At 63.0% G+C, this 22,145-nt stretch carries 20 protein-coding genes; 11 read left to right on the top strand and 9 right to left on the bottom strand.

Translation table 11 applies throughout. The annotated features are described in order from the left end of the window. The first annotated feature begins 10 nt into the window (after positions 1–10). The 10 genes from ACVC5H_RS16315 to ACVC5H_RS16270 all read left to right on the top strand — a co-directional run bounded on the left by ACVC5H_RS16315 (position 11) and on the right by ACVC5H_RS16270 (position 10,445). Positions 11–988 carry a MurR/RpiR family transcriptional regulator gene (locus ACVC5H_RS16315; RefSeq protein ID WP_489618852.1) on the top strand — a complete coding sequence of 326 codons (978 nt, stop codon included), beginning with the start codon at positions 11–13 and terminating at the stop codon, positions 986–988. After that, the gene (locus ACVC5H_RS16310) at positions 985–1,971 is read left to right on the top strand and encodes an isoaspartyl peptidase/L-asparaginase family protein (protein ID WP_489618851.1); all 987 of its coding nucleotides are present in this window, start codon (positions 985–987) and stop codon (positions 1,969–1,971) included. Before ACVC5H_RS16315 ends, ACVC5H_RS16310 begins: the two co-directional genes overlap by 4 nt. Positions 1,972–1,996: 25 nt before the next feature. Next, complete coding sequence (locus tag ACVC5H_RS16305; RefSeq protein WP_489618850.1) at positions 1,997–3,850, top strand: dipeptide ABC transporter ATP-binding protein; 1,854 nt, start codon at positions 1,997–1,999, stop codon at positions 3,848–3,850. Positions 3,851–3,946: 96 nt separating this feature from the next. Then, on the top strand, positions 3,947–5,518 hold the full coding sequence (gene gsiB, locus ACVC5H_RS16300; protein ID WP_489618849.1) for a glutathione ABC transporter substrate-binding protein GsiB: 1,572 nt from the start codon (positions 3,947–3,949) through the stop codon (positions 5,516–5,518). Positions 5,519–5,648: 130 nt separating this feature from the next. Next, entirely contained in the window at positions 5,649–6,569 is a 921-nt protein-coding gene (gsiC, locus tag ACVC5H_RS16295; RefSeq protein WP_489618848.1) for a glutathione ABC transporter permease GsiC, read from the top strand. 8 nt (positions 6,570–6,577) lie between these two features. After that, positions 6,578–7,522, top strand: coding sequence for a glutathione ABC transporter permease GsiD (gsiD, locus tag ACVC5H_RS16290; RefSeq protein WP_489618847.1), 945 nt, complete (start codon positions 6,578–6,580; stop codon positions 7,520–7,522). Next, entirely contained in the window at positions 7,522–8,580 is a 1,059-nt protein-coding gene (locus tag ACVC5H_RS16285; protein WP_489618846.1) for a DmpA family aminopeptidase, read from the top strand. The genes gsiD and ACVC5H_RS16285 overlap by 1 nt, the downstream gene beginning before the upstream one ends. After that, on the top strand, positions 8,577–9,419 hold the full coding sequence (locus ACVC5H_RS16280) for a M55 family metallopeptidase (protein WP_489618845.1): 843 nt from the start codon (positions 8,577–8,579) through the stop codon (positions 9,417–9,419). Before ACVC5H_RS16285 ends, ACVC5H_RS16280 begins: the two co-directional genes overlap by 4 nt. A 91-nt stretch (positions 9,420–9,510) precedes the next feature. After that, positions 9,511–9,978: an Xre family toxin-antitoxin system antitoxin gene (locus tag ACVC5H_RS16275; protein WP_489618844.1), complete on the top strand. Its 468-nt coding sequence runs from the start codon at positions 9,511–9,513 to the stop codon at positions 9,976–9,978. Beyond that, positions 9,975–10,445, top strand: a complete 471-nt coding sequence (locus tag ACVC5H_RS16270; protein WP_489618843.1) for an RES family NAD+ phosphorylase — start codon at positions 9,975–9,977, stop codon at positions 10,443–10,445. The genes ACVC5H_RS16275 and ACVC5H_RS16270 overlap by 4 nt, the downstream gene beginning before the upstream one ends. A 21-nt stretch (positions 10,446–10,466) precedes the next feature. On the opposite strand, the gene ACVC5H_RS16265 is transcribed toward ACVC5H_RS16270, so the two are convergent. Continuing rightward, positions 10,467–11,360: a ketopantoate reductase family protein gene (locus ACVC5H_RS16265; protein ID WP_489618842.1), complete on the bottom strand. Its 894-nt coding sequence runs from the start codon at positions 11,358–11,360 to the stop codon at positions 10,467–10,469. Between the two features lie 867 nt (positions 11,361–12,227). Here ACVC5H_RS16265 and ACVC5H_RS16260 point away from each other — a divergent pair. Further along, positions 12,228–12,824 carry a hypothetical protein gene (locus tag ACVC5H_RS16260; RefSeq protein WP_489618841.1) on the top strand — a complete coding sequence of 199 codons (597 nt, stop codon included), beginning with the start codon at positions 12,228–12,230 and terminating at the stop codon, positions 12,822–12,824. Between the two features lie 28 nt (positions 12,825–12,852). Here the strand turns inward: ACVC5H_RS16260 and ACVC5H_RS16255 are convergent, their stop codons facing one another. The 8 genes from ACVC5H_RS16255 to ACVC5H_RS16220 form a co-directional block, all read right to left on the bottom strand. After that, positions 12,853–13,827 (bottom strand): DUF2971 domain-containing protein, encoded by a 975-nt coding sequence (locus ACVC5H_RS16255; RefSeq protein WP_489618840.1) that lies wholly within the window; start codon positions 13,825–13,827, stop codon positions 12,853–12,855. 345 nt (positions 13,828–14,172) lie between these two features. Next, the gene (locus tag ACVC5H_RS16250; RefSeq protein WP_489618839.1) at positions 14,173–14,961 is read right to left on the bottom strand and encodes a GntR family transcriptional regulator; all 789 of its coding nucleotides are present in this window, start codon (positions 14,959–14,961) and stop codon (positions 14,173–14,175) included. 12 nt (positions 14,962–14,973) lie between these two features. Further along, the gene (locus ACVC5H_RS16245; RefSeq protein WP_489618838.1) at positions 14,974–16,593 is read right to left on the bottom strand and encodes a gamma-glutamyltransferase family protein; all 1,620 of its coding nucleotides are present in this window, start codon (positions 16,591–16,593) and stop codon (positions 14,974–14,976) included. Positions 16,594–16,626: 33 nt separating this feature from the next. Then, positions 16,627–17,607 carry an ABC transporter ATP-binding protein gene (locus ACVC5H_RS16240; RefSeq protein ID WP_489618837.1) on the bottom strand — a complete coding sequence of 327 codons (981 nt, stop codon included), beginning with the start codon at positions 17,605–17,607 and terminating at the stop codon, positions 16,627–16,629. Positions 17,608–17,617: 10 nt separating this feature from the next. Beyond that, positions 17,618–18,577 (bottom strand): ABC transporter ATP-binding protein, encoded by a 960-nt coding sequence (locus tag ACVC5H_RS16235; protein ID WP_489618836.1) that lies wholly within the window; start codon positions 18,575–18,577, stop codon positions 17,618–17,620. Between the two features lie 9 nt (positions 18,578–18,586). Further along, positions 18,587–19,462 (bottom strand): ABC transporter permease, encoded by an 876-nt coding sequence (locus tag ACVC5H_RS16230; protein WP_489618835.1) that lies wholly within the window; start codon positions 19,460–19,462, stop codon positions 18,587–18,589. A 30-nt stretch (positions 19,463–19,492) separates the two neighbouring features. Continuing rightward, entirely contained in the window at positions 19,493–20,431 is a 939-nt protein-coding gene (locus tag ACVC5H_RS16225; protein ID WP_058895078.1) for an ABC transporter permease, read from the bottom strand. Between the two features lie 4 nt (positions 20,432–20,435). Next, positions 20,436–21,935, bottom strand: a complete 1,500-nt coding sequence (locus tag ACVC5H_RS16220) for an ABC transporter substrate-binding protein (RefSeq protein WP_489618834.1) — start codon at positions 21,933–21,935, stop codon at positions 20,436–20,438. Positions 21,936–22,145: the final 210 nt, after the last annotated feature.

Below are 22,145 nucleotides of genomic sequence, written 5' to 3'. Positions count from 1 at the left end.
GTAGCGGGCGGTGAAACAACAACCGAAGAACATCAGTTTGCAAGGGGCCGGTGCGGTAGCGCAGGCCGTGGGCAAGCTGTATCCGCAATTGTCCAAGTCGCACCGCAAGACGGCGGACTACGTGCTGGGCAATCCCTTCCGCGCTGCCACCATGACCATCGATGAACTCTCGGAAGCAGCCGGTATCTCGGTGGCCACCGCCAACCGCTTCGCCCACGCGTTGGGCTTCGACGGTTATGCCTCCTTCCGTGCGGCGCTGGTCTCGGATTTTGCGACCACCCTGGCCCCCGTGGAAAAGCTGCGCGAGCAGGTGCAGCGCACCGCCACCAGTGCCGAGATCATGGCCGCCGCCTTCGACAGCGACATCGCCAACATCGAAGCCACGCGCCGCATGCTCACGCCCGAGCACTGCGAGCAGGCGGTCGACATGATCCTCTCGGCGCAGCGCGTCTTCATCACCGGCTTTGGCGCTTCGGCTTATCTCTCGGGGCTGATGGCCCATACGCTGGAACCCTACGTGCGCAGCGTCAATTCGGTGGCCATGGCCGGTGGCCCTTCGCAGGCGGCGCGCCAGTTCTTCAAGCTCGACAGCGATGACCTGGTGATCTCGATGGTATTTCCGCGCTATGCCGCCGACACCGTATGGCTGACCCAGCGCGCGGTGGAGAAGGGCGCGCGGGTGCTCGCCCTGACCGATACGCCGGGCTCGCCCCTGGTACCGCTGGCCGACGTCACCCTGTATGCCCAGACCGATGGCCGGCTGTCGCCGACCTCGGATGCCGCTGCGCTGATCCTGATCCAGGCGCTGTGCGACGCGGTGGCGCACCGTGCGCGCCGCTCGGTGCAGGCTGCCACGCAGATGGCCGAATTCGTGCTGCCCTGGCTGTACCTGGCCCAGCAGCAACAGCGTGCAGGCACCACGCCGGTCGGCCAGCCCGTCCGCACTGCCCCCAAGCGCGCATCAACCAAAGGAAAGACCAACGCATGACCACTCCGGTAATTGCCATCCACGGCGGCGCAGGCACCATCACGCGCGCATCGCTCACGGCCGAGGACGAGGCCCGCTATCACCAGGCGCTGGCCGAGATCGTGGCCGCCGGCCAGGCCGTGCTCAACGCCGGTGGCTCGGCCCTGGAAGCCGTCACCGAAGCGGTGCGCCTGCTGGAAGACTGTCCGCTCTTCAACGCCGGCCATGGCGCCGTCTACACCAGCGAAGGCAAGCATGAGCTCGATGCCTGCGTCATGAACGGTGCCGACCTGAGCTCGGGCGCGGTCGCCTGTGTGACCAGCCTGCGCAATCCCATCCTGGCCGCGCGCAAGGTGATGGAACACAGTGAGCACGTGCTGCTGGTCGGCCCCGCCGCCGAAGCCTTCGCCGCGCGCCATGGGGCGGTGACCGTCGAGCCGGATTATTTCCATACCGATGCCCGGCACGAGCAATGGCTGCGTGTGCGCGGCCAGTCGGGTGCCATGCTCGACCACGATGCCTCCTCGTTCGCCTTCGCGGAAAAAAACGCCGAACCCAAGGAACCCATCGACCCCGATCACAAGTTCGGCACCGTCGGCGCCGTCGCGCTGGACCAGTTCGGCAACCTGGCGGCGGCGACCTCGACCGGCGGCATCACCAACAAGCAACCCGGCCGCGTGGGTGATTCGCCCATCATCGGTGCCGGCTGCTACGCCAACAATGCCACCGTGGCGGTCTCCGCCACCGGCACCGGCGAAGCCTTCATGCGCACCGTGGCCTGCTACGACATCGGCGCGCGCATGGCCTATGCCGGCCAGTCGCTGGAAGAAGCCAGCCGCGCCGTGGTCTTCGAGACCCTGCCCAAGGTCGGCGGACGCGGCGGCGTGATCGCCATCGACGCCCACGGCAACCTGGCCTTGCCCTTCAATACCGAAGGCATGTACCGCGCCTATGGCCGTGGCGAACTGGCCCCGGTCACCGCCATTTACGCAGCACCGGCCTGAAGCGGCCGAGCAGGAGAGAATCAAGATGCAACAGTCCCAACGCGTGCTCGACGTCAGTCACCTCAACGTGCGCTTTGCCACTTCCGAGCGCACCGTCGATGCGGTGCGCGACCTGTCCTTCCACGTCAACCAGGGCGAGACCCTGGCCATCGTGGGTGAATCGGGCTCGGGCAAGTCGGTCTCGTCGCTTGCCATCATGCGCCTGATCGAACACGGCGGCGGCAAGATCGCCAGCGGCAGCCTGCAGTTCCAGCGTCGCAGCGGCCAGACCCTGGACCTGGCCCAGGCCGACAACGCCACCATGCGCAGCATCCGGGGCGCGGAGATCGCCATGATCTTCCAGGAACCGATGACGTCGCTCAACCCGGTCTTTACCGTCGGTGAACAGATCGCCGAATCGATCCGCCTGCACCAGGGCATGAGCCGCGCTGCTGCGCAGGCTGAAGCGCTGCGCATGCTGGAGATGGTGCGCATTCCCGAAGCCAGGCGCGTGCTGGGACGCCACCCGCACCAGCTGTCCGGCGGCATGCGCCAGCGTGTGATGATCGCCATGGCGCTGTCCTGCAAGCCCTCGCTGCTGATCGCGGATGAACCGACCACCGCTCTGGATGTGACCATCCAGGCGCAAATCCTGCAACTGATCCGCTCGCTGCAGCAGGAGATGCAGATGGGCGTGATCTTCATCACCCACGACATGGGCGTGGTGGCCGAAGTGGCCGACCGCGTGGTGGTCATGTGCCGTGGCGAGAAGGTGGAAGAGAACGAGGTCAGGCAACTCTTTGCCGCTCCAGCGCATCCCTATACCCAATCCCTGCTGGCCGCCGTGCCGCGCCTGGGTTCCATGCGCGGCACCGACAAGCCGCTGCGCTTTGGCATCGCGCCCCAGGCCGAGGTGCGTCCCGACCTGATCGCCAGCGAATTGCAGGCCCAGGCGGAAATTGCCGCCCAGCGCCAGCCCATCCTCAAGGTACGCGACCTGACCACGCGCTTCGACGTCAAGAGCGGCATCTTCGGCCGCGTCAAGCAGCGCGTGCATGCGGTCGAGAAGGTGAATTTCGATCTGTATGCCGGCGAGACCCTGGCCATCGTCGGCGAGTCCGGCTGCGGCAAGTCCACCACGGGCCGCTCGCTGTTGCGCCTGGTCGACATCGCCGGTGGTCACGTCGAATTCGGCGGGCGCGACCTGGCGCAATTGCCGCATTCGGAACTGCGCCAGTTGCGGCGCGACATCCAGTTCATCTTCCAGGACCCGTTCGCCTCGCTGGACCCGCGCATGACGGTCGGCTATTCCATCATGGAACCGATGCTGGTGCACGGCATGAAGGAGGGCGCACAGGAGCGCGTCGATGCGCTGCTGACCCGCGTGGGCCTCACGCCCGAACACGGCCAGCGCTATCCGCACGAATTCTCCGGTGGACAGCGCCAGCGCATCTGCATCGCGCGTGCCCTGGCCCTGAATCCCAAGATCGTCATCGCCGATGAATCGGTATCGGCGCTGGACGTGTCGATCCAGGCCCAGATCGTCAACCTGATGCTGGACCTGCAGGCCGAGCTGGGCATCTCCTTCATTTTCATCTCGCACGACATGGCCGTGGTGGAACGCATCAGCCATCGCGTGGCGGTGATGTACCTGGGCCAGATCGTGGAGATCGGTCCGCGCCGGGCGATTTTCGAGAATCCGCAGCACCCCTATACGCGCAAGCTGATGGCGGCCGTGCCGGTGGCCGATCCGACCCTGCGCCAGCCGGGCAAGAAGCTGATGACCGATGAAATTCCCAGCCCGATCCGGCTGGTGGGCGATGAGCCCAAGGTGGAGCCTTTGCGGGAAGTGGCTCCGGGGCATTTCGTGGCCCAGCACCATATTGCCGGCGCTTTCTGAGCGGCGGTCCGTGTTCATGTCGTACCAAAAAGCAGTCAGCGCAGTAAAACTCAACTACGTCGTACCAACCTCGCTTTACTGATCAGGAGAGACCACATGTCTACAACAGCAACTCAAAAGGGTGTATCGGCTGCCAAATGGCTGGCTGTCGCTGCCCTGGGTACCACGCTGCAGTTCGCCGCAGCGCATGCATTCGCGGCCAAGACCGTGACACTGGCGGTGTATTCGACCTTTACCACCATGGATCCCTATGACGCCAACGACACGCTCTCGCTGTCCATGGCCAAGTCCTTCTATCAGGGCCTGTTCGGTTTCGACAAGGACATGAAACTGGTACCGGTGCTGGCCGAAGGCTACCTGGTCAGCAAGGATGGCCTGGAATACACCATCCGCTTAAAGCAAGGCGTGAAGTTCCAGGATGGCACCGACTTCAAGGCTGATGCCGTCAAGGCCGTCTTCGACCGCGTGACCAACCCGGACAACAAGCTCAAACGCTACAACCTCTTCAACCGCATCGCCAAGACCGAGATCCTGAACGACTACACCGTCAAGATCGTCCTGAAGGAACCGTTCTCGGCCTTCATCAACGTGCTGGCCCACCCCTCGGCGGTCATGATTTCGCCCACCGCCCTGAAGCAATACGGCAACAAGGACATCGCCTTCCACCCGGTCGGCACCGGTCCCTTCAAGTTCGTGGAATGGAAGCAGACCGATTACGTGAAGGTCGAGAAATTCGACGGTTACTGGAAGAAGGGCTATCCCAAGGTCGATGAAATCATCTGGAAACCGGTGGTCGACAACAACGCCCGCTCGGCCATGATGCAGACCGGCGAGGCGCAGTTCACCTATCCGCTGCCCTACGAACAGGCCGACCTGTTGAAGAGCAAGTCCAACCTGGATGTGATCTCGGCACCCTCGATCATCCAGCGCTACATGTCGATGAACACCAAGCAGAAGCCCTTCGACAATCCGAAGGTGCGCGAAGCCATCAACTACGCCATCAACAAGCAGGCGCTGGTGAAGGTGGCCTTCAACGGCTATGCCACCCCGATGGATGGCGTGGTGCCGCAAGGCGTGGATTACGCCTTCAAGACCGGCCCGTGGCCGTATGACCCCAAGAAGGCCAAGGCCCTGCTGGCCGAAGCCGGCTATCCCAACGGCTTTGAAACCGAACTGTGGTCGGCCTACACCCACAGTACCGCCGTGAAGATCATCCAGTTCCTGCAGCAGCAGCTGGCGCAGGTCGGCATCAAGGCCAAGATCCAGGCCCTGGAAGCCGGCCAGCGCGTGGAACGCGTGGAAAGCTGGCAAGACCCGGCCACCGCCCCGGTGCGCCTGCTCTACATCGGCTGGTCGTCCTCCACCGGTGAAGCCGACTGGGCCCTGCGTCCGCTGCTGGCTTCCGAAGCCATGCCGCCGCGCCTGTACAACACCGCCTACTACAAGAACGACAAGGTGGATGCCGACATCGCCAAGGCCCTGACCCTGACCGACCGCAAGGAAAAGGAAGCGCTCTACAAGGACGCCCAGCAGGAAATCTGGAAGGACGCACCGTGGGCCTTCCTGGTCACCGAAAAGCTGCTCTATGCTCGCAACAAGAACCTCAAGGGTGTCTACGTGATGCCTGACCAGGCCATCGAGTTCGAGAACATCGAGCTGACCAAGTAAGGCGGCAGTACCAGGCCGGCGGCGCGGCTATGCGCGTCGCCGGCAGCATTCCTGCGACGGGCCTGCGCCCGTCGCGGCAACAAGCAAGGCGTCGATCCGCCAGGGCGAGCGGCCTTCTTCAGAGAGCATCATGTTTTCCTTTGTCATCAAACGCCTGTTAGGCCTGATCCCCACGCTGCTGCTGGTGGCGGTGCTGGTTTTCCTGTTCGTGCACCTGCTGCCCGGTGATCCGGCGCGGCTGGCGGCCGGTCCCGAAGCCGACGACAAGACGGTCGCGCTGGTGCGCGCCGACCTCGGCCTGGACAAGCCCCTGCCCGAGCAATTCGTGAGTTTCTTCGTCAAGGCCGCCCAGGGCGACTTTGGCAAATCCATCCGCAGCAAGCGCCCGGTCTCCGAAGAGATCGCCGCGCGCTTCTGGCCGACCCTGTGGCTGACCATCGTGGCGATGATCTGGGCCGTGATCTTCGGCCTGGTCATCGGCATCTCCTCGGCCGTCTGGCGCAACAAGTGGCCGGACCGCGTGGGCATGACGCTGGCGGTGTCGGGCATTTCCTTCCCGGCTTTTTCGCTGGGTATCCTGCTGGTGCAGATCTTCTCGGTCAAGCTGGGCTGGCTGCCCACCGTGGGTGACGACACCTGGCGCCACTACATCCTGCCTTCGATCACGCTGGGCGCCGCCGTGGCGGCGGTGATGGCGCGCTTTACGCGTTCCTCCTTCATCGAGATCCTGCAGGAGGACTTCGTGCGCACCGCGCGCGCCAAGGGCCTGACCGAAACCGTGGTGGTCATCAAGCACTGCCTGCGCAATGCCTTGATTCCCGTGGTGACGATGATGGGGCTGCAGTTCGGCTTCCTGCTGGGCGGCTCCATCCTGGTCGAGGTGGTGTTCAACTGGCCGGGCATGGGACGCCTCCTGGTCGATGCCGTCGAGATGCGTGACTACCCCATCATCCAGGCCGAGATCCTGCTGTTCTCGCTGGAATTCATTTTCATCAACCTGGTGGTGGACGTGCTCTATGCCGTGATCAACCCCAGTATCCGTTTCAAGTGAGGGGAATCATGTCGCTCTCCAATTCGCCTCTGGCAACTACCTCTGAAACCGGCGCGCCGCTGCCGCCGCCCGATCCGGCTGCAGTGGCCGCCTCCGGCCAGAAGATCCGTACCCCCTGGCGCGAATTCTGGCGCAAGTTCAAGAAGCAGCGCCTGGCCGTCTATGCGGGCGTGTTCATCCTGCTGCTGATCGTCATCGCCATCATCGCGCCCTGGATCGTGCCCTTCGATGCCGAGAATTTCTTTGACTACGATGCGCTGAACTCGCCGCCCACCTGGGTCCACTGGTTCGGCGTGGATTCGCTGGGCCGCGACATCTTCAGCCGCACCCTGATGGGCGCACGCATCTCGCTGGCCTCGGGCTTCTTCTCGGTAGCCATCGGTGCCGTGATCGGTACCGTCTTCGGTTTGCTGGCCGGTTACTACGAAGGCTGGTGGGACCGCATCACCATGCGCATCTGCGACGTGCTGTTCGCCTTCCCCGGCATCCTGCTGGCTATCGGCATCGTCGCCATCCTGGGTGGCGGCATGATCAACGTCATCATCTCGGTATCGGTCTTCAGCATTCCGGCCTTCGCGCGCCTGGTGCGCGGCAATACGCTGCAACTGAAGAACCTGACCTACATCGAGGCCACCCGCAGCATCGGTGCCTCGGACACCACGATCATGTGGAAGCACATCTTCCCCGGCACCATCTCGGCCATCGTGGTGTATTTCACCATGCGCATCGGCACCTCCATCATCACCGCCGCCGGCCTGTCCTTCCTCGGCCTGGGTGCGCAGTCGCCCACGCCGGAGTGGGGCCTGATGTTGAACGAAGCCCGCGCCGACATGGTGACCTCGCCGCACGTGGCGCTGGTGCCCAGCATTGCCATCTTCCTGACCGTGCTGGCCTTCAACCTGCTGGGCGATGGCTTGCGTGACGCGCTCGACCCCAAGATCGACCAGCGTTGATGATGAACGTGCAGGTGCCGCATATCGGCCGGCTGCAGGCCGGTCCGCGCAACAGCATTACCGATGTGGAGGGTGTCAGCGTCGGCCACTGCACCCTCGCTGCCGGTGCGGTGCAGACCGGCGTGACCGTGATTGCGCCGCATGGCGGCAATCTCTTCACCCACAAGCTGCCGGCTGCCGCCACCGTCATCAATGGCTTCGGCAAGAGCGCCGGGCTGGTGCAGCTGGAGGAGCTGGGTTTGCTGGAAACGCCCATTGCGCTCTCCAACACCTTTGCCGTGGGCACGCTGCTGACGGCGCAGATTCTCCATACCTTGCGCGCCAACCCGGAATGCGGCCGCAGCCTGCCCACGGTCAATCCGCTGGTGCTGGAATGCAATGACGGCCATCTCAATGACATGCAGGCCATGGCCGTGCAGCCCGCGCATTTCGAGGCAGCGATGCAGGCCTTGTCGGCAGAGGTGGCACAGGGTTCGGTGGGCGCCGGGCGCGGCATGTCCAGCTTCGGGCTCAAGGGCGGCATCGGTACGGCCTCGCGTATCGCCGAGGTGGGTGCGTCGGGCCAGGCCTATACGCTCGGTGCGCTGGTGCTGTCCAACTTCGGCCGGTTACCGGAACTGATCCTGGCCGGCGACCTGCTGGGGGCGAAGCTGGCGGCTACCGAAACGCCCGATACGGCTCCCGAGAAGGGCTCCATCATCATCATCCTCGCCACCGATGCGCCACTGGATGCGCGGCAGCTGAAACGCCTGGCCACCCGTGCCGGTGCCGGACTGGCGCGGACCGGATCGGCCTATGGCCATGGCAGCGGCGATATCGCACTGGCCTTCTCGACCGCCCGGCGCATCGAGGCAGACGCCGACTACCTGCAAATGACCCTGCTGGCCGATCACCTGCTGGACCCGCTGTTTCATGCCGCCGCCGACAGCGTGGAGCAAGCCATCGTGCATGCGCTCTTCGCGGCCGAGACGGTGCGCGGGCGCGATGGCAACGTGCGGATCAGCCTGCGTGAACGGCTGGCTGAGCACCCCGATTTACCTGGAAAAACCTCTCTATGAACAAACGCGCCAACATCCTGGTTTCCGTCGACATCGAAGGCGTGGCAGGGGTCTTCCATCCCGAGCAGACCCGCGCCGGCAATGGCGAATATGAACGCGCACGCCGCTGGATGACCGAGGAAGCCAATGCCGTCATCCGTGGTGCGCTGGCTGCCGGCGCCACGACCATCAAGGTCAACGACGCGCACGGTGGCTATCGCAATCTCTTGCCCGACCTGCTGCACCCGCAGGCGCGCCTGGTGCTGGGCAAGCCGCGCGTGCTGGGCATGATGGGCGGTGTGGATCAGGAGATCGATGCCGTCATGCTGGTGGGCTACCATTCGCGCGCCCAGGGACGTGGCATCCTGGCGCACACCACCAACAGCTTCGCCTTTGCCCGCGTCTGGCTGGACGGGCAGGAGATGGGCGAGGCCGGTCTCTACGGCGCCCTGGCCGCCGAACATGGCGTGCCGGTGATCTTTGGCAGCGGCGATGATGCCTTCATCGAAGAGAACCAGCCCCTGTTCCCGCATGCGGTGTTTGCCCAGACCAAGAAGGCCTATGGCGCCAACAGTGGCGACTCGCTCACGCCGCAGCAATCCTGCGTGCTGCTGGAAGAGCGAGCCCGCCAGGCCGTGGCCGCACTGGTGGCCAACCCGGCTGCCATGCCGGTGCTGCCCCTGCGCGGCCCGCTGCGCTGCCGCCTGCAGGCGCAGACGGTGGCGCAGGCTGATCTCTTCAGCCAGTTGCCGATCCTGGAGCGCAGCGATAACGTCACCGTCGAATTCGATGCCCCGACTGCGGAATATGCGGTGCGTGTGCTCAACAGTTTGTCGGCGATGTCGGCCATGCTGCGCTGATCACGTTCAACTCTCATTTGATGGGACGTTGACGCTCATTTGGGAAGCTTCTAAGATGAGAGTCTGAACCTGACCAAATGAGAGGTTGACCATGGCAACACGCGCCGCTGTCGGATCCGCTGCCAGCAAGCGTTCCGCCGGCCTGGGGGCCAAGCCGCGCGACTTCGAGCGTTTCGCCCGGATGGACCCGATCAGCCAGGGCCGCACCATCCGCGACGGCATGGACGCCATCATCGCCGAGCGCGTGGCGCGGGAGCTGTTGCAGATTCCTTTGCAGACCCTGCTGGCTGGCCTGGGCCTGCCCAGTTCCACCATCCTGCGCAAGATTTCCCGCAAGGAACGATTGTCCGGTTCGGAATCGGACCGCATCGCCCGCGTGCTCTACATCCGCGAGCAGGCGGCCGATGTGTTCGAGGATGAGGGCCTGGCTGCAGAATGGATGCGCCGCGCCAATGCCGCGCTCGGTGGACTGACGCCGCTGGAAGTGCTCGATACCCAGCCGGGTTATGACCGGGTGCGTGACATCCTGTCGCGCATTGCCTTCGGGATCGCCGCTTGAAAGTCTACCGCCTGGCCAAGGAGAAGCCGGGGCATTATGCCGCCGATGACCTGTCCGGCAATGGCGCTGCCTTGAGCGGCGGGCGCTGGAATCCGCGCGGATTGCGCGTGCTCTACACCTGCTGCAGCGCGTCGACGGCCTTGCTGGAATCGCTGGTGCACATGGCCGGGCTGATGCCTCGGGCGCATTACTACCTGGTCGTGCTGGAAGTCCCGGATGCCGAGGTGCGCAAGGCCTGCGTGCCAGGCCTGCCGCCGGACTGGGCCGACATCGCGCGCGATCCGGCCAGTACGGCCGCCCTCGGCCAGCACTGGATCGAACAGGGCAAGCACCTGGTGATGAAGGTGCCTTCGGTGGTCAGCCCGACCGATTTCAATCTCTTGCTCAATCCCTTGCATCCACAGATGGCGAGCGTCAAGGTGCTGGAAAAGAAGCCGTTCCGGTTTGACGCCCGGCTGTTCGGCTGAGCTGTCTTCCCGTTTCTGTCGTCAGCGCGCCTTGCTCTCGATGAGCTTGACCAGCGCATGCACGGTCAGGTTGACGGGGGTAGCGATGCCATGCGCCTGTGCGCGCCGCACGATGTAGCCGTTGAGGTGATCGATCTCGCTGGGCTTGCCGCGCGCCACGTCCTGGGCCGTGGAAGAAAACTGCGTGGGCATGGTCTCGATGATCTTGCGTACGGCCACGTCCACATCGCCCGCCAGGGTCACGCCTTCGGCCGCTGCCACGGCCTTGCATTCGGCCACCAGGTAGCCCATCACCTCCGGCACGCCCACGCCTTCGACCAGCTTGCCATAAGGCAGCTGGGTGATGGCCGAGAGAGCGTTGTAGGCGCAGTTGATGATGAGCTTCAACCACAGCGCGCCGCGCACGTTGTCGGAAATCTCGGTGGGCACGCCAGCGGCGATGAGCGCATCGGCTGCCTGCTGGCTGCGTGCAGCGGGCTCGATCACCAGCTCGCCACGTCCATGATGCTTGACGTGGCCGGGGCCGGCCATCTCGGTGGCAACGTAGACCACGGCGGCCGACACGGGCTGCGGGATCACGGTGCGCAGGCGCTCCGCATTGTCGGTGCCGTTCTGCAGCGTCAGCACCAGCGTATCGGGCGCAAGGTGAGGGCGCAGTTGCGCGCCGGCCGTTTCGGTATCGGGGGATTTGACGCAGAACAGGACCAGATCGGCCCCGGCTGCGATGGCCGGATCGGTGCTGGCCTTGACGGGGATGGTCTCGTCGAAGGTCTTGGCTTCCAGTCGCAAGCCCTGGGTGTTGAAGGCGTCCACGTGCTGCGGACGGCCTACCAGCACGACTTCATGTCCGGCGCGCGCCAGCATCCCGGCGAAATAACAGCCCACGGCGCCTGCGCCCATCACGGCTACTTTCATGTGTGTCTCCCGCTTGGCAAAGTGAAATCAGGGGCCAAGCCTAACACAGCACCAGGGTGATTTCAGGGGGGAGTCAGTATTGGTCAGGATAGGTCAGGAGGGCTTGGCCGGCGCTGGTTTGCTCGCAGTGGGCGGCCGACTGTCACGTACATATCGGATGGGTGGCGGAGGCGGCGGGGGCGGCGGGTTCTTCTTGGCTTCGCTCATTTACTTCTCCAGTGAGATGGGCGCTGTTATCAAGACACGCAGGGGGGAATCCTTTGCTTGCTTGTCCAATCCGGAAAAGTGAAACACCAGAAAAGCAAACGTGGCGTACATTCCGTGACCGTGGTATCGAGCACGTGATGGATTCGAAGCGACGCCATCTCTTTCGTACGCAGCCCTAGCCCGAACGAGCAATACAGGAGAGCGATGTTTCGTTTCGGGTGTGCTTCTTTCTCGATGGTGTTGACGACGCGACGGAACTCCGATTCCGTTACACCTTCGCCTGACCTTCCCGCATAGGCCACTCCAGAATGTTTATAAAGTGTTCGATTGATGAACTTTATAAACATACTATCCAGCCCTTTGGGCCTCGTACACTGGCAGGATGGCTCAGGCGTTCGAAATGTTTGCCTTTTTGTAATTCGTAATCATTCCCGCAATGGTGCCGATATACATTTATGTCAACCATGTCAACCTCGAAGATTAACCAGAAATTAGTCGAAAGCATTTATGTGGAAAAATAAATCGCGCAACAATAATTCACTGAAGCTGAGGGTGTTTAGATCCAGACTAACGACGCGCAACACGCAACGGGATCGGTCAGCCGCCTCAAAATCGAATCTCGTCGGTAGGGTGACATCGGTGGCCGCGTTCGTGAGTCTAATGATTTCCGTCCCGCTAGGATTGAAATCACTTTACGACGGATTCAAAACCAAATCTGACGCGCTATCAATCCGCATCACCTCATATGAACCCGATGGAAAGTATGTCAACATCGGCGTCGTGTATGACAATACCGGAGATTACGCAGAGGTAATCAACGGCGTGACGTCATCAATAGGTGTCGCCGTACATAACTATGCGGAACCAATGACGTTCGAACAAGGACGCTGCATTAAACCGATATTGCTGAAACCGAACGAAACTGCCATGGTTCGATATCGCGTCAGATTCGATACGAACGATGACAAGATACCGAACCTTCCAGAAATTGATAAATCGAAATTTTCGGCCGCATTGAATTTCGACATAGTTAATAGAAAGAGGGGGGTTATGCACACACCCATTTACATCGGTAAATTGACTCCTTGGCGCGAAGGTCCATTCAAAGGCGATGTCAACTATGAATTCGAAACCATCGACTTTTCGGTGGATTTTTCGGTAGGTGCGCCTCGAATCACTCTCGGAACATATCCACAGTCGCCCGAATTCATTCTGCCCAACACTTGTAGCGACCAAACATCGTCAGCATCGAGCTAGATTTCGAAAAAATCACCGGGGCGGACAGTCAATTCGAGCGGAACGGTATGGTCGATGCAACGAGCTTCGATACCAAGGCTTCGCGACCGATACTGTTCAGCATACGCACAACCGAAAGTCGATGGATATCAGCGGACACCGTTGGTCCGAGGATAATGCTATGAACAACGGTATCTATGGACGTCGAGGTATCGGTTGCTCCCTTGAGGGGCTGAATCTTAAATTTGAGCTTTGGTTCGACGCCTCGCGGTCCGATGTGGTAGCCAAGCATGTCAGTCAGCAGCCCAAGATAATCGCGATGTTTCAGGTAGGTAAGCCGCCACTCTTGCTCTTCGCGAAAGCCGTGATGCTTTGTATAGAGCGAAAAAACTAGAAGGCGTTCAAACAACACCCGTGCAGATAATTTCAACTCATCGTCGTTCCATTGCTCCTGTTTGACGAGATCACAGAATGCATCGATGATCTGATCAATCCAGCCAATACGGGTATCCCGGTCGGCGTATTCTACCTTCGCGATGATGAGCGGTGACTCTGGTACTTCATTGAGATTACCGGTATCGAAAACGATACACGCTCCGTTGCCGTTCGCCCCGTACCCACGCCACATGGACAGCAATCCGTCTCGGTCGCCGGATTGATGTTGTGCGAAACATGCGATGTAAACGTCGAACGCACCCTTCCGAGCAAAGTCATCGAAACAATGCTCAAGGACGTTTCTGAAAACGTCGTCCTGCTGACGACAGCCGAATGCACTCGCTAACGCGGCATGGCGACGACATCGATCGAGGCTGGCCCCCATCCCCCAACGGAGTTCTTCGAGATCGTTCATCATCAGCGGATTCGAGAACCAGATCTGCTCATGATTGAGAATCGCTTCCAGCGTGACAGTGGAGCAGTAGTGCGCGATAAGCGGCTTTACGTTCGGAAAATTTTCTGCAGCCTTCGTAGTCCGCGTGTACAACTGCGCTTGAAGTGCATCAACTGCCAATGAAGCTGTGTTCATGGTCTTCCCCGTTATCGTTGGTTGTTCTGGAATGTTCGCATACGAGAGCCTATTTCGCACGAAATTGAGTGCTGGCTGCGTGATCATGCGCCTCAGATATCGCCAGGAACAAGGCCAGCCGCCTAGGTCGGCGTCAGGGACGGCAGGGCGGCTGGCCGGATAGGTCAATTTAGGCCGTCCCCAGCCGCCGCTCTGAATGGGCCGCCCACGGTGTACATTTTTGCAGCCAGCCCCAGTAGGTTGATATAGGTGGGTGTTACTACAATTTCACTGAAAAGCTCGACATTTTTGTACAGCATCCTGCCCTACTGCCACTTGCAGTCGCAGAGCGAATCTGCAAGTTCTTCAGAACGAACGCCGCACCCGTACCGACACATACGCAGGCGGCTTGGTGGTAGCCGTTGCCCGCGCACTGTGCAGCCGATGCAGCGTGATCTGGTTGACCTCGGCATGGCTGCCATCGATGTGCTCATCCATCAGGCGCTGCGCTGCATCGGCGTCTCCTGCGGCGATGCAGTCGAGGATGGCGGCGTGTTCCTCGTAGGTCGAGTGCAGGCAGTCGCCATAAAGAAAATCCAGCCGCCGCACGATGCGGATGCGGTCGGTGAGACGGTCGAAGGTTTCGGCCATCTCCTGGTTGCCTGCCGCACGCACCAGGGTCTGGTGGAAGATCTCGTCGAGCTGCGCCGCCTTGGGGCCATCCGGTTCGCGCGCCTCGGCCGGCACGCACCAGGTGGCGCGCAGGCCGGCCAGCACCGACTGGTCACCGCCCCTGGTGCAGAGGCGCCGCACGGCGTGGGTCTCGATGAGCTTGCGCATTTCGTAGAGATCGGCAAAACGCTTGAAGTCGATCGGCACCACCTCCCACCCACCGCGCACGTAGCCCTGCATCAAACCATCGTTCTGCAGGCGTTGCAGCGCCTGCCGCACCGGCGTACGCGAGACCTTGAAATATGCCGCAATCTCGGTCTCGGTGATCTGGTCGCCGGGCAACAGGCGCATGTCGAAGATGTCCTGGCGCAGTTGCGCATAGACATATTCGGGCAGCGAGCCACTGCGCACCAGCGCCTCCTCGCTGTCGATATCAGGTGCGAGCGCGTCAGCGGCAGGGAAGGGGGCGGCCAGGCTTTTCACGATGGCGCTTTCTTACCAGGCCGCCACGCAGCCATCGGTGCGCGGCTCGGTCCCGCCGCACAGTACGCCTTCGTCATTGCGCCAGATGATCTGGCCCCGGCCGAAGCCGAGCTGGTTGCCCGACCAGGCCACTTCATGGCCCAGCCCGGCCAGGCCACGGAAGAGATGTTCGGCGGTGCTGTGTTCGATGGAAACCTTGTTGCCCTTTTCCCATTCCCAGCGCGGCGCATCCAGCGCGGCTTGCGGGTTCAGGCCAAAGTCCACCGTGTTCATCACCATCTGCACGTGGCCCTGCGGCTGCATGAATCCGCCCATCACGCCAAAGGGGCCGACGGCCTGGCCATTGCGCGTCATGAAGCCGGGGATGATGGTGTGATACGGACGCTTGCCGGGAGCCAGCACGTTGGGATGGCCGGCCTCCAGCGTGAAGTTGTTGCCGCGATTGTGGAGTGCAATGCCGGTGCCCGGCACCACCAGGCCCGAGCCGAAGCCCATGTAGTTGCTCTGGATGAAGGACACCATGTTGCCCTCGGCATCGGCCGTGGACAAATAGACGGTACCGCCGCGCGAAGGATCACCGGCCACCGGGAGTGTGGCGCGCGGGCCGATCAGCTTGCGGCGTTCGTCGGCATAGGCATCCGACAGCAATTGCTCCACCGTCACCTTCATGTGCGCCGGATCGGCGATGTGGGCCAGGCCATCGGCATAGGCCAGCTTGATGGCTTCGATCTGGCGGTGGTAGGTGGCCAGCGTATCGCGCTCGCTGAAATCGTAGGCCTTCAGCAGGTTCAGTGCCATCAGGGCCACCATGCCGTGGCCATTGGGCGGGATCTCCCAGACGTCATAGCCGCGATAGTTCACGCCGATGGGGTCCACCCATTCCGGCTGGAAGGCGGCCAGGTCGGAGGCTTGCATGTAGCCACCGGCCTGCTGCAGGAAGGCGGCGATCTTGTCGGCCAGGGCGCCGCGATAGAAGCTCTCGGCGCCATCTTCGGCAATCGCCTGCAGGGTGGCGGCGTGGCCGGCCGAGCGCCACAGCTGGCCAGCCTGCGGGGCCTGGCCATCGATGCAGAAGGTGTCGAACCAGGGTTGGAAATGGGCTTCCTTGAGTTCGCGCCTGAAGTTCTGCTGTGCCACCTGCCAGGCATGCGCCACCATCGGCGAGACCGGGAAACCCTCGCGCGCCAGCGTGATCGCACCGGCCATGGAATCGGTCAGCGCCAGCTTGCCGAAGCGTTTGGCCATGGCCGCCCAGGCGCTGGGCGTGCCGGGTACGGTGACGGGCAGGGCGCCGTATTTGGGCATCTCCTTCAAGCCTGCGCTGGTGAGCTGGTCGGCCGACATCGATTGCGGGGCGGGGCCGCTGGCGTTGAGGCCATGCAGCTTGCCGCCATGCCAGACCAGCGCGAAGGCGTCGCCGCCGATGCCGTTGGCGGTGGGTTCCACCACCGTCAGTGCCGCAGCGGCGGCGATGGCGGCATCGATGGCATTGCCGCCGCGCTGCAGGACTTCCAGCCCGGCCTGGGCGGCCAGCGGCTGCGAGGTGGCCACCATGCCGCGCCGGGCATAGACGGCGCTACGGCGCGACAGGTAGGGATAGTGGTTGCTGCTGAAGTCGGGGAATGCGGGCATGGCGGTCTCTCGTTCTTGGTTCAGGGGCGTATTTTATCGGGTCGGACGTGGCGCCAACTCGGGGCTGCTCAGGTGGCAAGCCACCGTATGGGCAGGACTGATCTTGATGGCAGGCGGCGCCTTGGTCTTGCAGATCTCCATGCAGGACGGGCAGCGCGGGTGGAAATGGCAGCCCGTGGGCGGGGCGGCCGGATTGGGGATGCTTCCCTGCAGCACGATGCGTTCCCGTTTTTGGCGCGGATGTTCACGCGGGATGGCCGAGAGCAGCGCCTGCGTGTAGGGATGGCGCGGATTCGTGTACACCTCTTCACATGTGCCCAATTCCACCATGCGTCCGAGGTACATCACGCCAATGTGGTCGCTGACGTGGCGGATCACGGCCAGGTCGTGCGAGACGAACAGGTAGGTCAGCCCCAGTTCCTGCTGCAGCTCGCGCAGCAGGTTCAGGATCTGGGCCTGGATCGACACGTCCAGCGCCGACACGGCTTCATCGGCCACCACCAGCTTGGGCCGCGTGATGATGGCACGGGCGATGCCCACGCGCTGGCGCTGGCCGCCGGAGAATTCATGCGGATGGCGCGCCGCGTAGGCCGGGTTCAGGCCGACCATCTCCAGTGCCTCGGCCACCTTGCGCTTGCGGGTGGCGCGGTCGTGCAGCTTGTGCACGATCAGCGGTTCTTCCAGCACTTCGCCGATGGTCATGCGCGGGTTCAGCGAGGCATACGGATCCTGGAACACCATCTGCATGTGGCGCCGCATGGCGCGCAGCTGGCTTTCCGGCAGGAGCGTCAGTTCCTGGCCCATGAAGCGCACGCTGCCTTCGCTGGGTTCGATCAGGCGCAACACGCTGCGCCCGGTGGTGGACTTGCCGCAGCCGGATTCGCCGACCAGGCCCAGGGTCTGCCCTTGGGCAATGCTGAAGGAGACGTCATCGACCGCCTTGACGGTGCTGCCGCCGGCGGCAAAATGTTTTTTCAGTCCGTGGACGTCGAGCAGGGGAGGAAGTGTCGTCATGGTCTGGCCTTCAATGCGGATACCAGCAGCGCACGCTGTGGCCATCGCCCAGGTTTTCCAGCGTGGGCATCTCCTGGCGGCAGATGTCCTGGGCGCGGGCGCAGCGGGCGGCGAAGCGGCAGCCTTGGGTAATGGTGCCGGGCGGCGGCACGCTGCCGGGAATGGCCGTCAGGGGCGCGCCGGGCGTGGCGTCCAGCGCCGGCCGTGCGCGCATGAGGGCGTGCGTGTAGGGATGGGCGGGGCGGTCGAAGAGATCCTCCACGCTGCTTTGCTCCACCACCTGGCCGGCATACATCACCACCACGCGCTGGCACATCTCGGCCACCACGCCCAGGTCGTGGGTAATCATGAGGATGGAGGTCTGCTGCTCGCGCTTCAGGTCGCGCATCAGGTCGAGGATCTGCGCCTGGATGGTCACGTCCAGCGCCGTGGTGGGCTCGTCGCAGACCAGCAGGCGAGGCTGGCACAGCAGAGCCATGGCAATCATGACGCGCTGGCGCATGCCGCCGGAGAGGCTGTGCGGGTATTCGTGCACCAGCTGTGCCGCACGCGAGAGGCCCACGCGCTCCAGCATGGCGATGACTTTGGCCTCGATCTCCTGGCGCGGCAGGGCGGTGTGGATGCGCAGCATCTCGCTCAATTGCTCGCCGATGCGGTGCAGCGGGTTCAGTGAAGTCATCGGCTCCTGGAAGATCATGGCGATCTCCTTGCCGCGGATGCGGCGCAGGGTGGCGTCGTCGGCCTGCAGCAGTTCACGTTCGCCAAAGCGGATGCTGCCCGACAGCCGGGCCTGGCTGGCCATGGGGAACAGGCGCAGGATGGACAGCGCGGTGACACTCTTGCCGCAGCCGGATTCACCCAAGAGGCCCACGGTTTCATCCTGGCCCAGTGAGAAGGAGACGCCATCGACCGGCGCAACGCGGCGGCCGTGGCTGAGAAATTCGATCTTGAGATTCTCGATGGCGAGCATGGATGTTCCTCAGCGGCTCAGTTTGGGGTCGAACACTTCGCGGATGCCATCGCCCAACAGGTTGAAGCCCAGCACCACCAGGAAGATCGCCAGCCCCGGCCACATGGCCAGCATCGGCGTGGTGTTCAGGTAGCCCTGGGCGATGTGCAGCATGGAGCCCCAGCTCGGGTCTTCCGGCTTGGCGCCTAGTCCCAGATAGGAGAGTCCCGCCTCGGCGATGATGGCCGTGCCCATCGCAAAGGTGGCCTGGATCACCAGCGGCGCCAGCGCATTGGGCAGGATGTAGCGCCACATGATGCGCAGGTGGCCGGCGCCGATGGAGCGCGCCGCCATCACGTAGTCGAGGTTGCGGATGGTCATGGCCTGCCCGCGCGCCAGCCGTACGAACGAAGAGGTGAAACCGATGCCCACGGCCACCATCGCATTGTAGAAACCGCCGCCCAGCGCGGCCGCCAGGGCCAGTGCCAGGATCAGCGAGGGAAAGGCCTGCAGCGCATCGACCACGCGCATGACGATGGCGTCCACCGCGCCGCGATAGTAGCCGCTGACGATGCCGATGGGCACGCCCAGCGAGAAGGCCAGCCCGACCGAGATCAGCGCGGCCTGCAGCGAGATGCGCGAGCCGTACAGCATGCGGGTGTAGATGTCGCGGCCCAGGTCATCCGTACCGAGCCAGTGCTCGGCACTCGGACCAGACAGCAGATTGCCGTAGTCCTGATCAAAAATCGGATCGTACCGGGCCAGTACCGGTGCACTTATCGCCAACAGTACCAGTACAGTGATGATCACTGCACCGATCACCGCCAGACGGTTGCGGCTGAAGCGGCGCAGGGTGCGCCAGCGGGGCTGCGCAGGCAGGGCGGGGGCAGCGGAGGGGGTGTTCATGTCGGGAGGCGTCATCTTGGAATTGAACGTTCAGCGGGCAATGCGCGGGTCGATCACGCTGTAGAGCAGGTCCACGCACAGATTGACGATGACCACCATGACCGTGGCAGCCAGTACACCTGCCTGTACGGTCACGTAGTCGCGCTGGAAGATGGCGTCGACGATCATCTTGCCCATGCCGGGAATGCCGAAGATGCTCTCGGTAATGACCAGTCCGCCCAGCATGCCCGAGACCATCAGGCCACTGGCCGTGACCACCGGGATCATGGCGTTGCGCAGCGCATGGCCCAGCACCACCTGCCAGTCGCGCAGGCCCTTGGAGAAGGCGGTGCGGATGTAATCCTCGTTGAGGACTTCCAACAGGCTGCTGCGCACCATGCGCATCAGGATGGCCGATTCGCGCAGGCCGGTCACGACCATGGGCATCACCATGGCGATCAGGTTGGCGTGCCAGTCCACCGACAGCGGCACGAAACCCGAGGCCGGCAGCCAGCCCAGCTTGACCGCGAACAGGATGATGAACAGCATGCCCAGCCAGAAGTGCGGCACCGACATGCCGAACAGTGCGATCAGGGTACCGATGGCATTGGCCCAGCCGCGTGGCCGTGCGGCCGAGAGGATGCCGGCCGGGACCGCAATGATGACGGCCACCAGGAAGCTGCCGATGGCCAGCTCGATGGTGACCGGCAGGCGCTGCCACAGGGCCTCGGCCACCGGGGTGTTGTCGATGAAGGAGCGTCCCAGGTCGCCGTGCAGCACGGCCCACAGCCAGCGCCCGTACTGCACCAGCAGCGGATCATCCAGCCCCAGTTTGAGACGCAGTGCAGCGGCGGCTTCGGGCGTGGCTTCCATGCCGAGGATGGCGGCTACCGGATCGCCCGGCAGCACCGCCAGCAGGGAAAACACCACCATGCTCACCAGCAGCAGGGTAGGGAGCGACAGCAGCAGTCGTTTTACCAGCTTGGGCATGGGCTTACTTGGAGACGGTAGCGGTGCGGATCACGCCATCGGGCACGTACTGGAATCCCTTGACCGACTTGGCGATGCCGAAGAGCACGTTGTCATGCACCAGGTAGATGTAGGGCACTTCCTTGACCAGGATGGTCATGGCCTGGTCGTAGAGCGTCTTGCGCTTGGCCTGGTCGCTTTCCACCCGGGCCTGCTGCAGCAGGTCATCCACTTCCTTGGCGCCGAAGTGGGGATAGTTCAGCGAGCCATTGGTGGTCACGAAGTCATAGATGTTCTGGTCCGGATCGGGACGTCCGCTCCAGCCCACGAAGAGGCCTTCGTAGTTGCCGGTCTTGCCGGCCTCGATCTGGCTGGCCAGCTCGGTTTTTTCCAGCGTGACGGTGATGCCGGCCGGACGCAGCATGCCCTGGATCATCTGGCCGGCCTGCAATTCATCGGGGGTGGTCGGCAGGGTCAGCTTGAAGCTGAACCCGCCTTCCTTGCCGGCCGCCTTGAGCAGGGCCTTGGCGCGCGCCACGTCGACCTTGGGCGGCACGTCGCTGGGACCATTGGCGAACTGTGCCTTGGAGAAGGGCGAGTGGCCGGGCGCTACCGCATTGTTGTAGACCACCTTGGCGATGGCGTTGCGGTCGATGAGGATGTCGACGGCTTCACGTACCTCCTTCTTGTCGAAGGGGGGCTTGGTGGTATTCAGGTAGAAGCCGCGAAAGCCCAGCGAGGGCTTGTTCAGTACCGTGTAACTGGCGTTGGCCGGGACGTTGGTGATTTCCTTGTAGGGGAAGCGGTTGCTGATGTCGACCTGGCCGCTGCGCAGGTTGTTGAAGGCGACATTGACGTCCGGCATGATCTTGTAGACCACTTCGTCGACCTTGGGCAGGCCGGCGCGCCAGTAGTCGGGATTCTTCTTCAGCGTGAGGGTGGCGCCCTTGAGGCGCCCTTCGTAGATGAAGGGGCCGGTGCCGACCGGATGGTTGACGTAATCCTCGCCGTATTTCTTGACGGCGGCCGGCGACGACATCATGCCGGCGCGGTCGGTGAGGATGGAGAGGAAGGGCGCGAAGGGCGTGGACAGTTCCAGCTTGATGGTGTGATCGTCCACCACCGTGATCTTGCTGACGTATTTCAGTTCGTTGCGGCGCAGGGAAGTTTTCTCCTGGCCGCGCAGCAGGTTGAACTCCACCGCCTTGGCGTCGAAGGGCGTGCCGTCCTGGAACTTGACCCCACGGCGCAGGTAGAGCGTGTAGGTCTTCTGATCGTCGGAAACGGTCCAGCGCTCGGCCAGCATGGGAACGATCTTGCCTTCGCCATCCAGGTCCACCAGCTTGTCGAAGATGCTCTGGTAGACGATGCGCTCGTTCAACATCGACGATTGCGTCGGATCGAGCTTGCCGGGATCGGCATCCAGGGAGATGTTGAGCGTGACCGCCAGCGCGGGCAGGGAGCAGGCGGCCAGCACGGCCGAGGACATTGCGGACAGCAGGAAACGGGAGACACGCTGGTTCATTCGTTGTTCCTTTCAGAAGTCATCACGGATCGAGCGCAACCGGCCTGGGCGGCGAGCCCGACTGCCCTGGCCATCGGGCCAGATTAGGCGACGGACACGGCGAAGGCAAGGACGGATACGTCAATGTATACAACGACGAAGACATGCATGAAGCGTGCCATCCCGTCAGGATTGCGTCAGTTGGTAACGCGCTATCGATGGCTGGGAATG

This window comes from Herbaspirillum sp. Her3 (assembly GCF_057961275.1).
The sequence above is the reverse complement of the archived record's forward strand: the minus strand, read 5'-3'. Positions and strand labels throughout refer to the sequence as shown.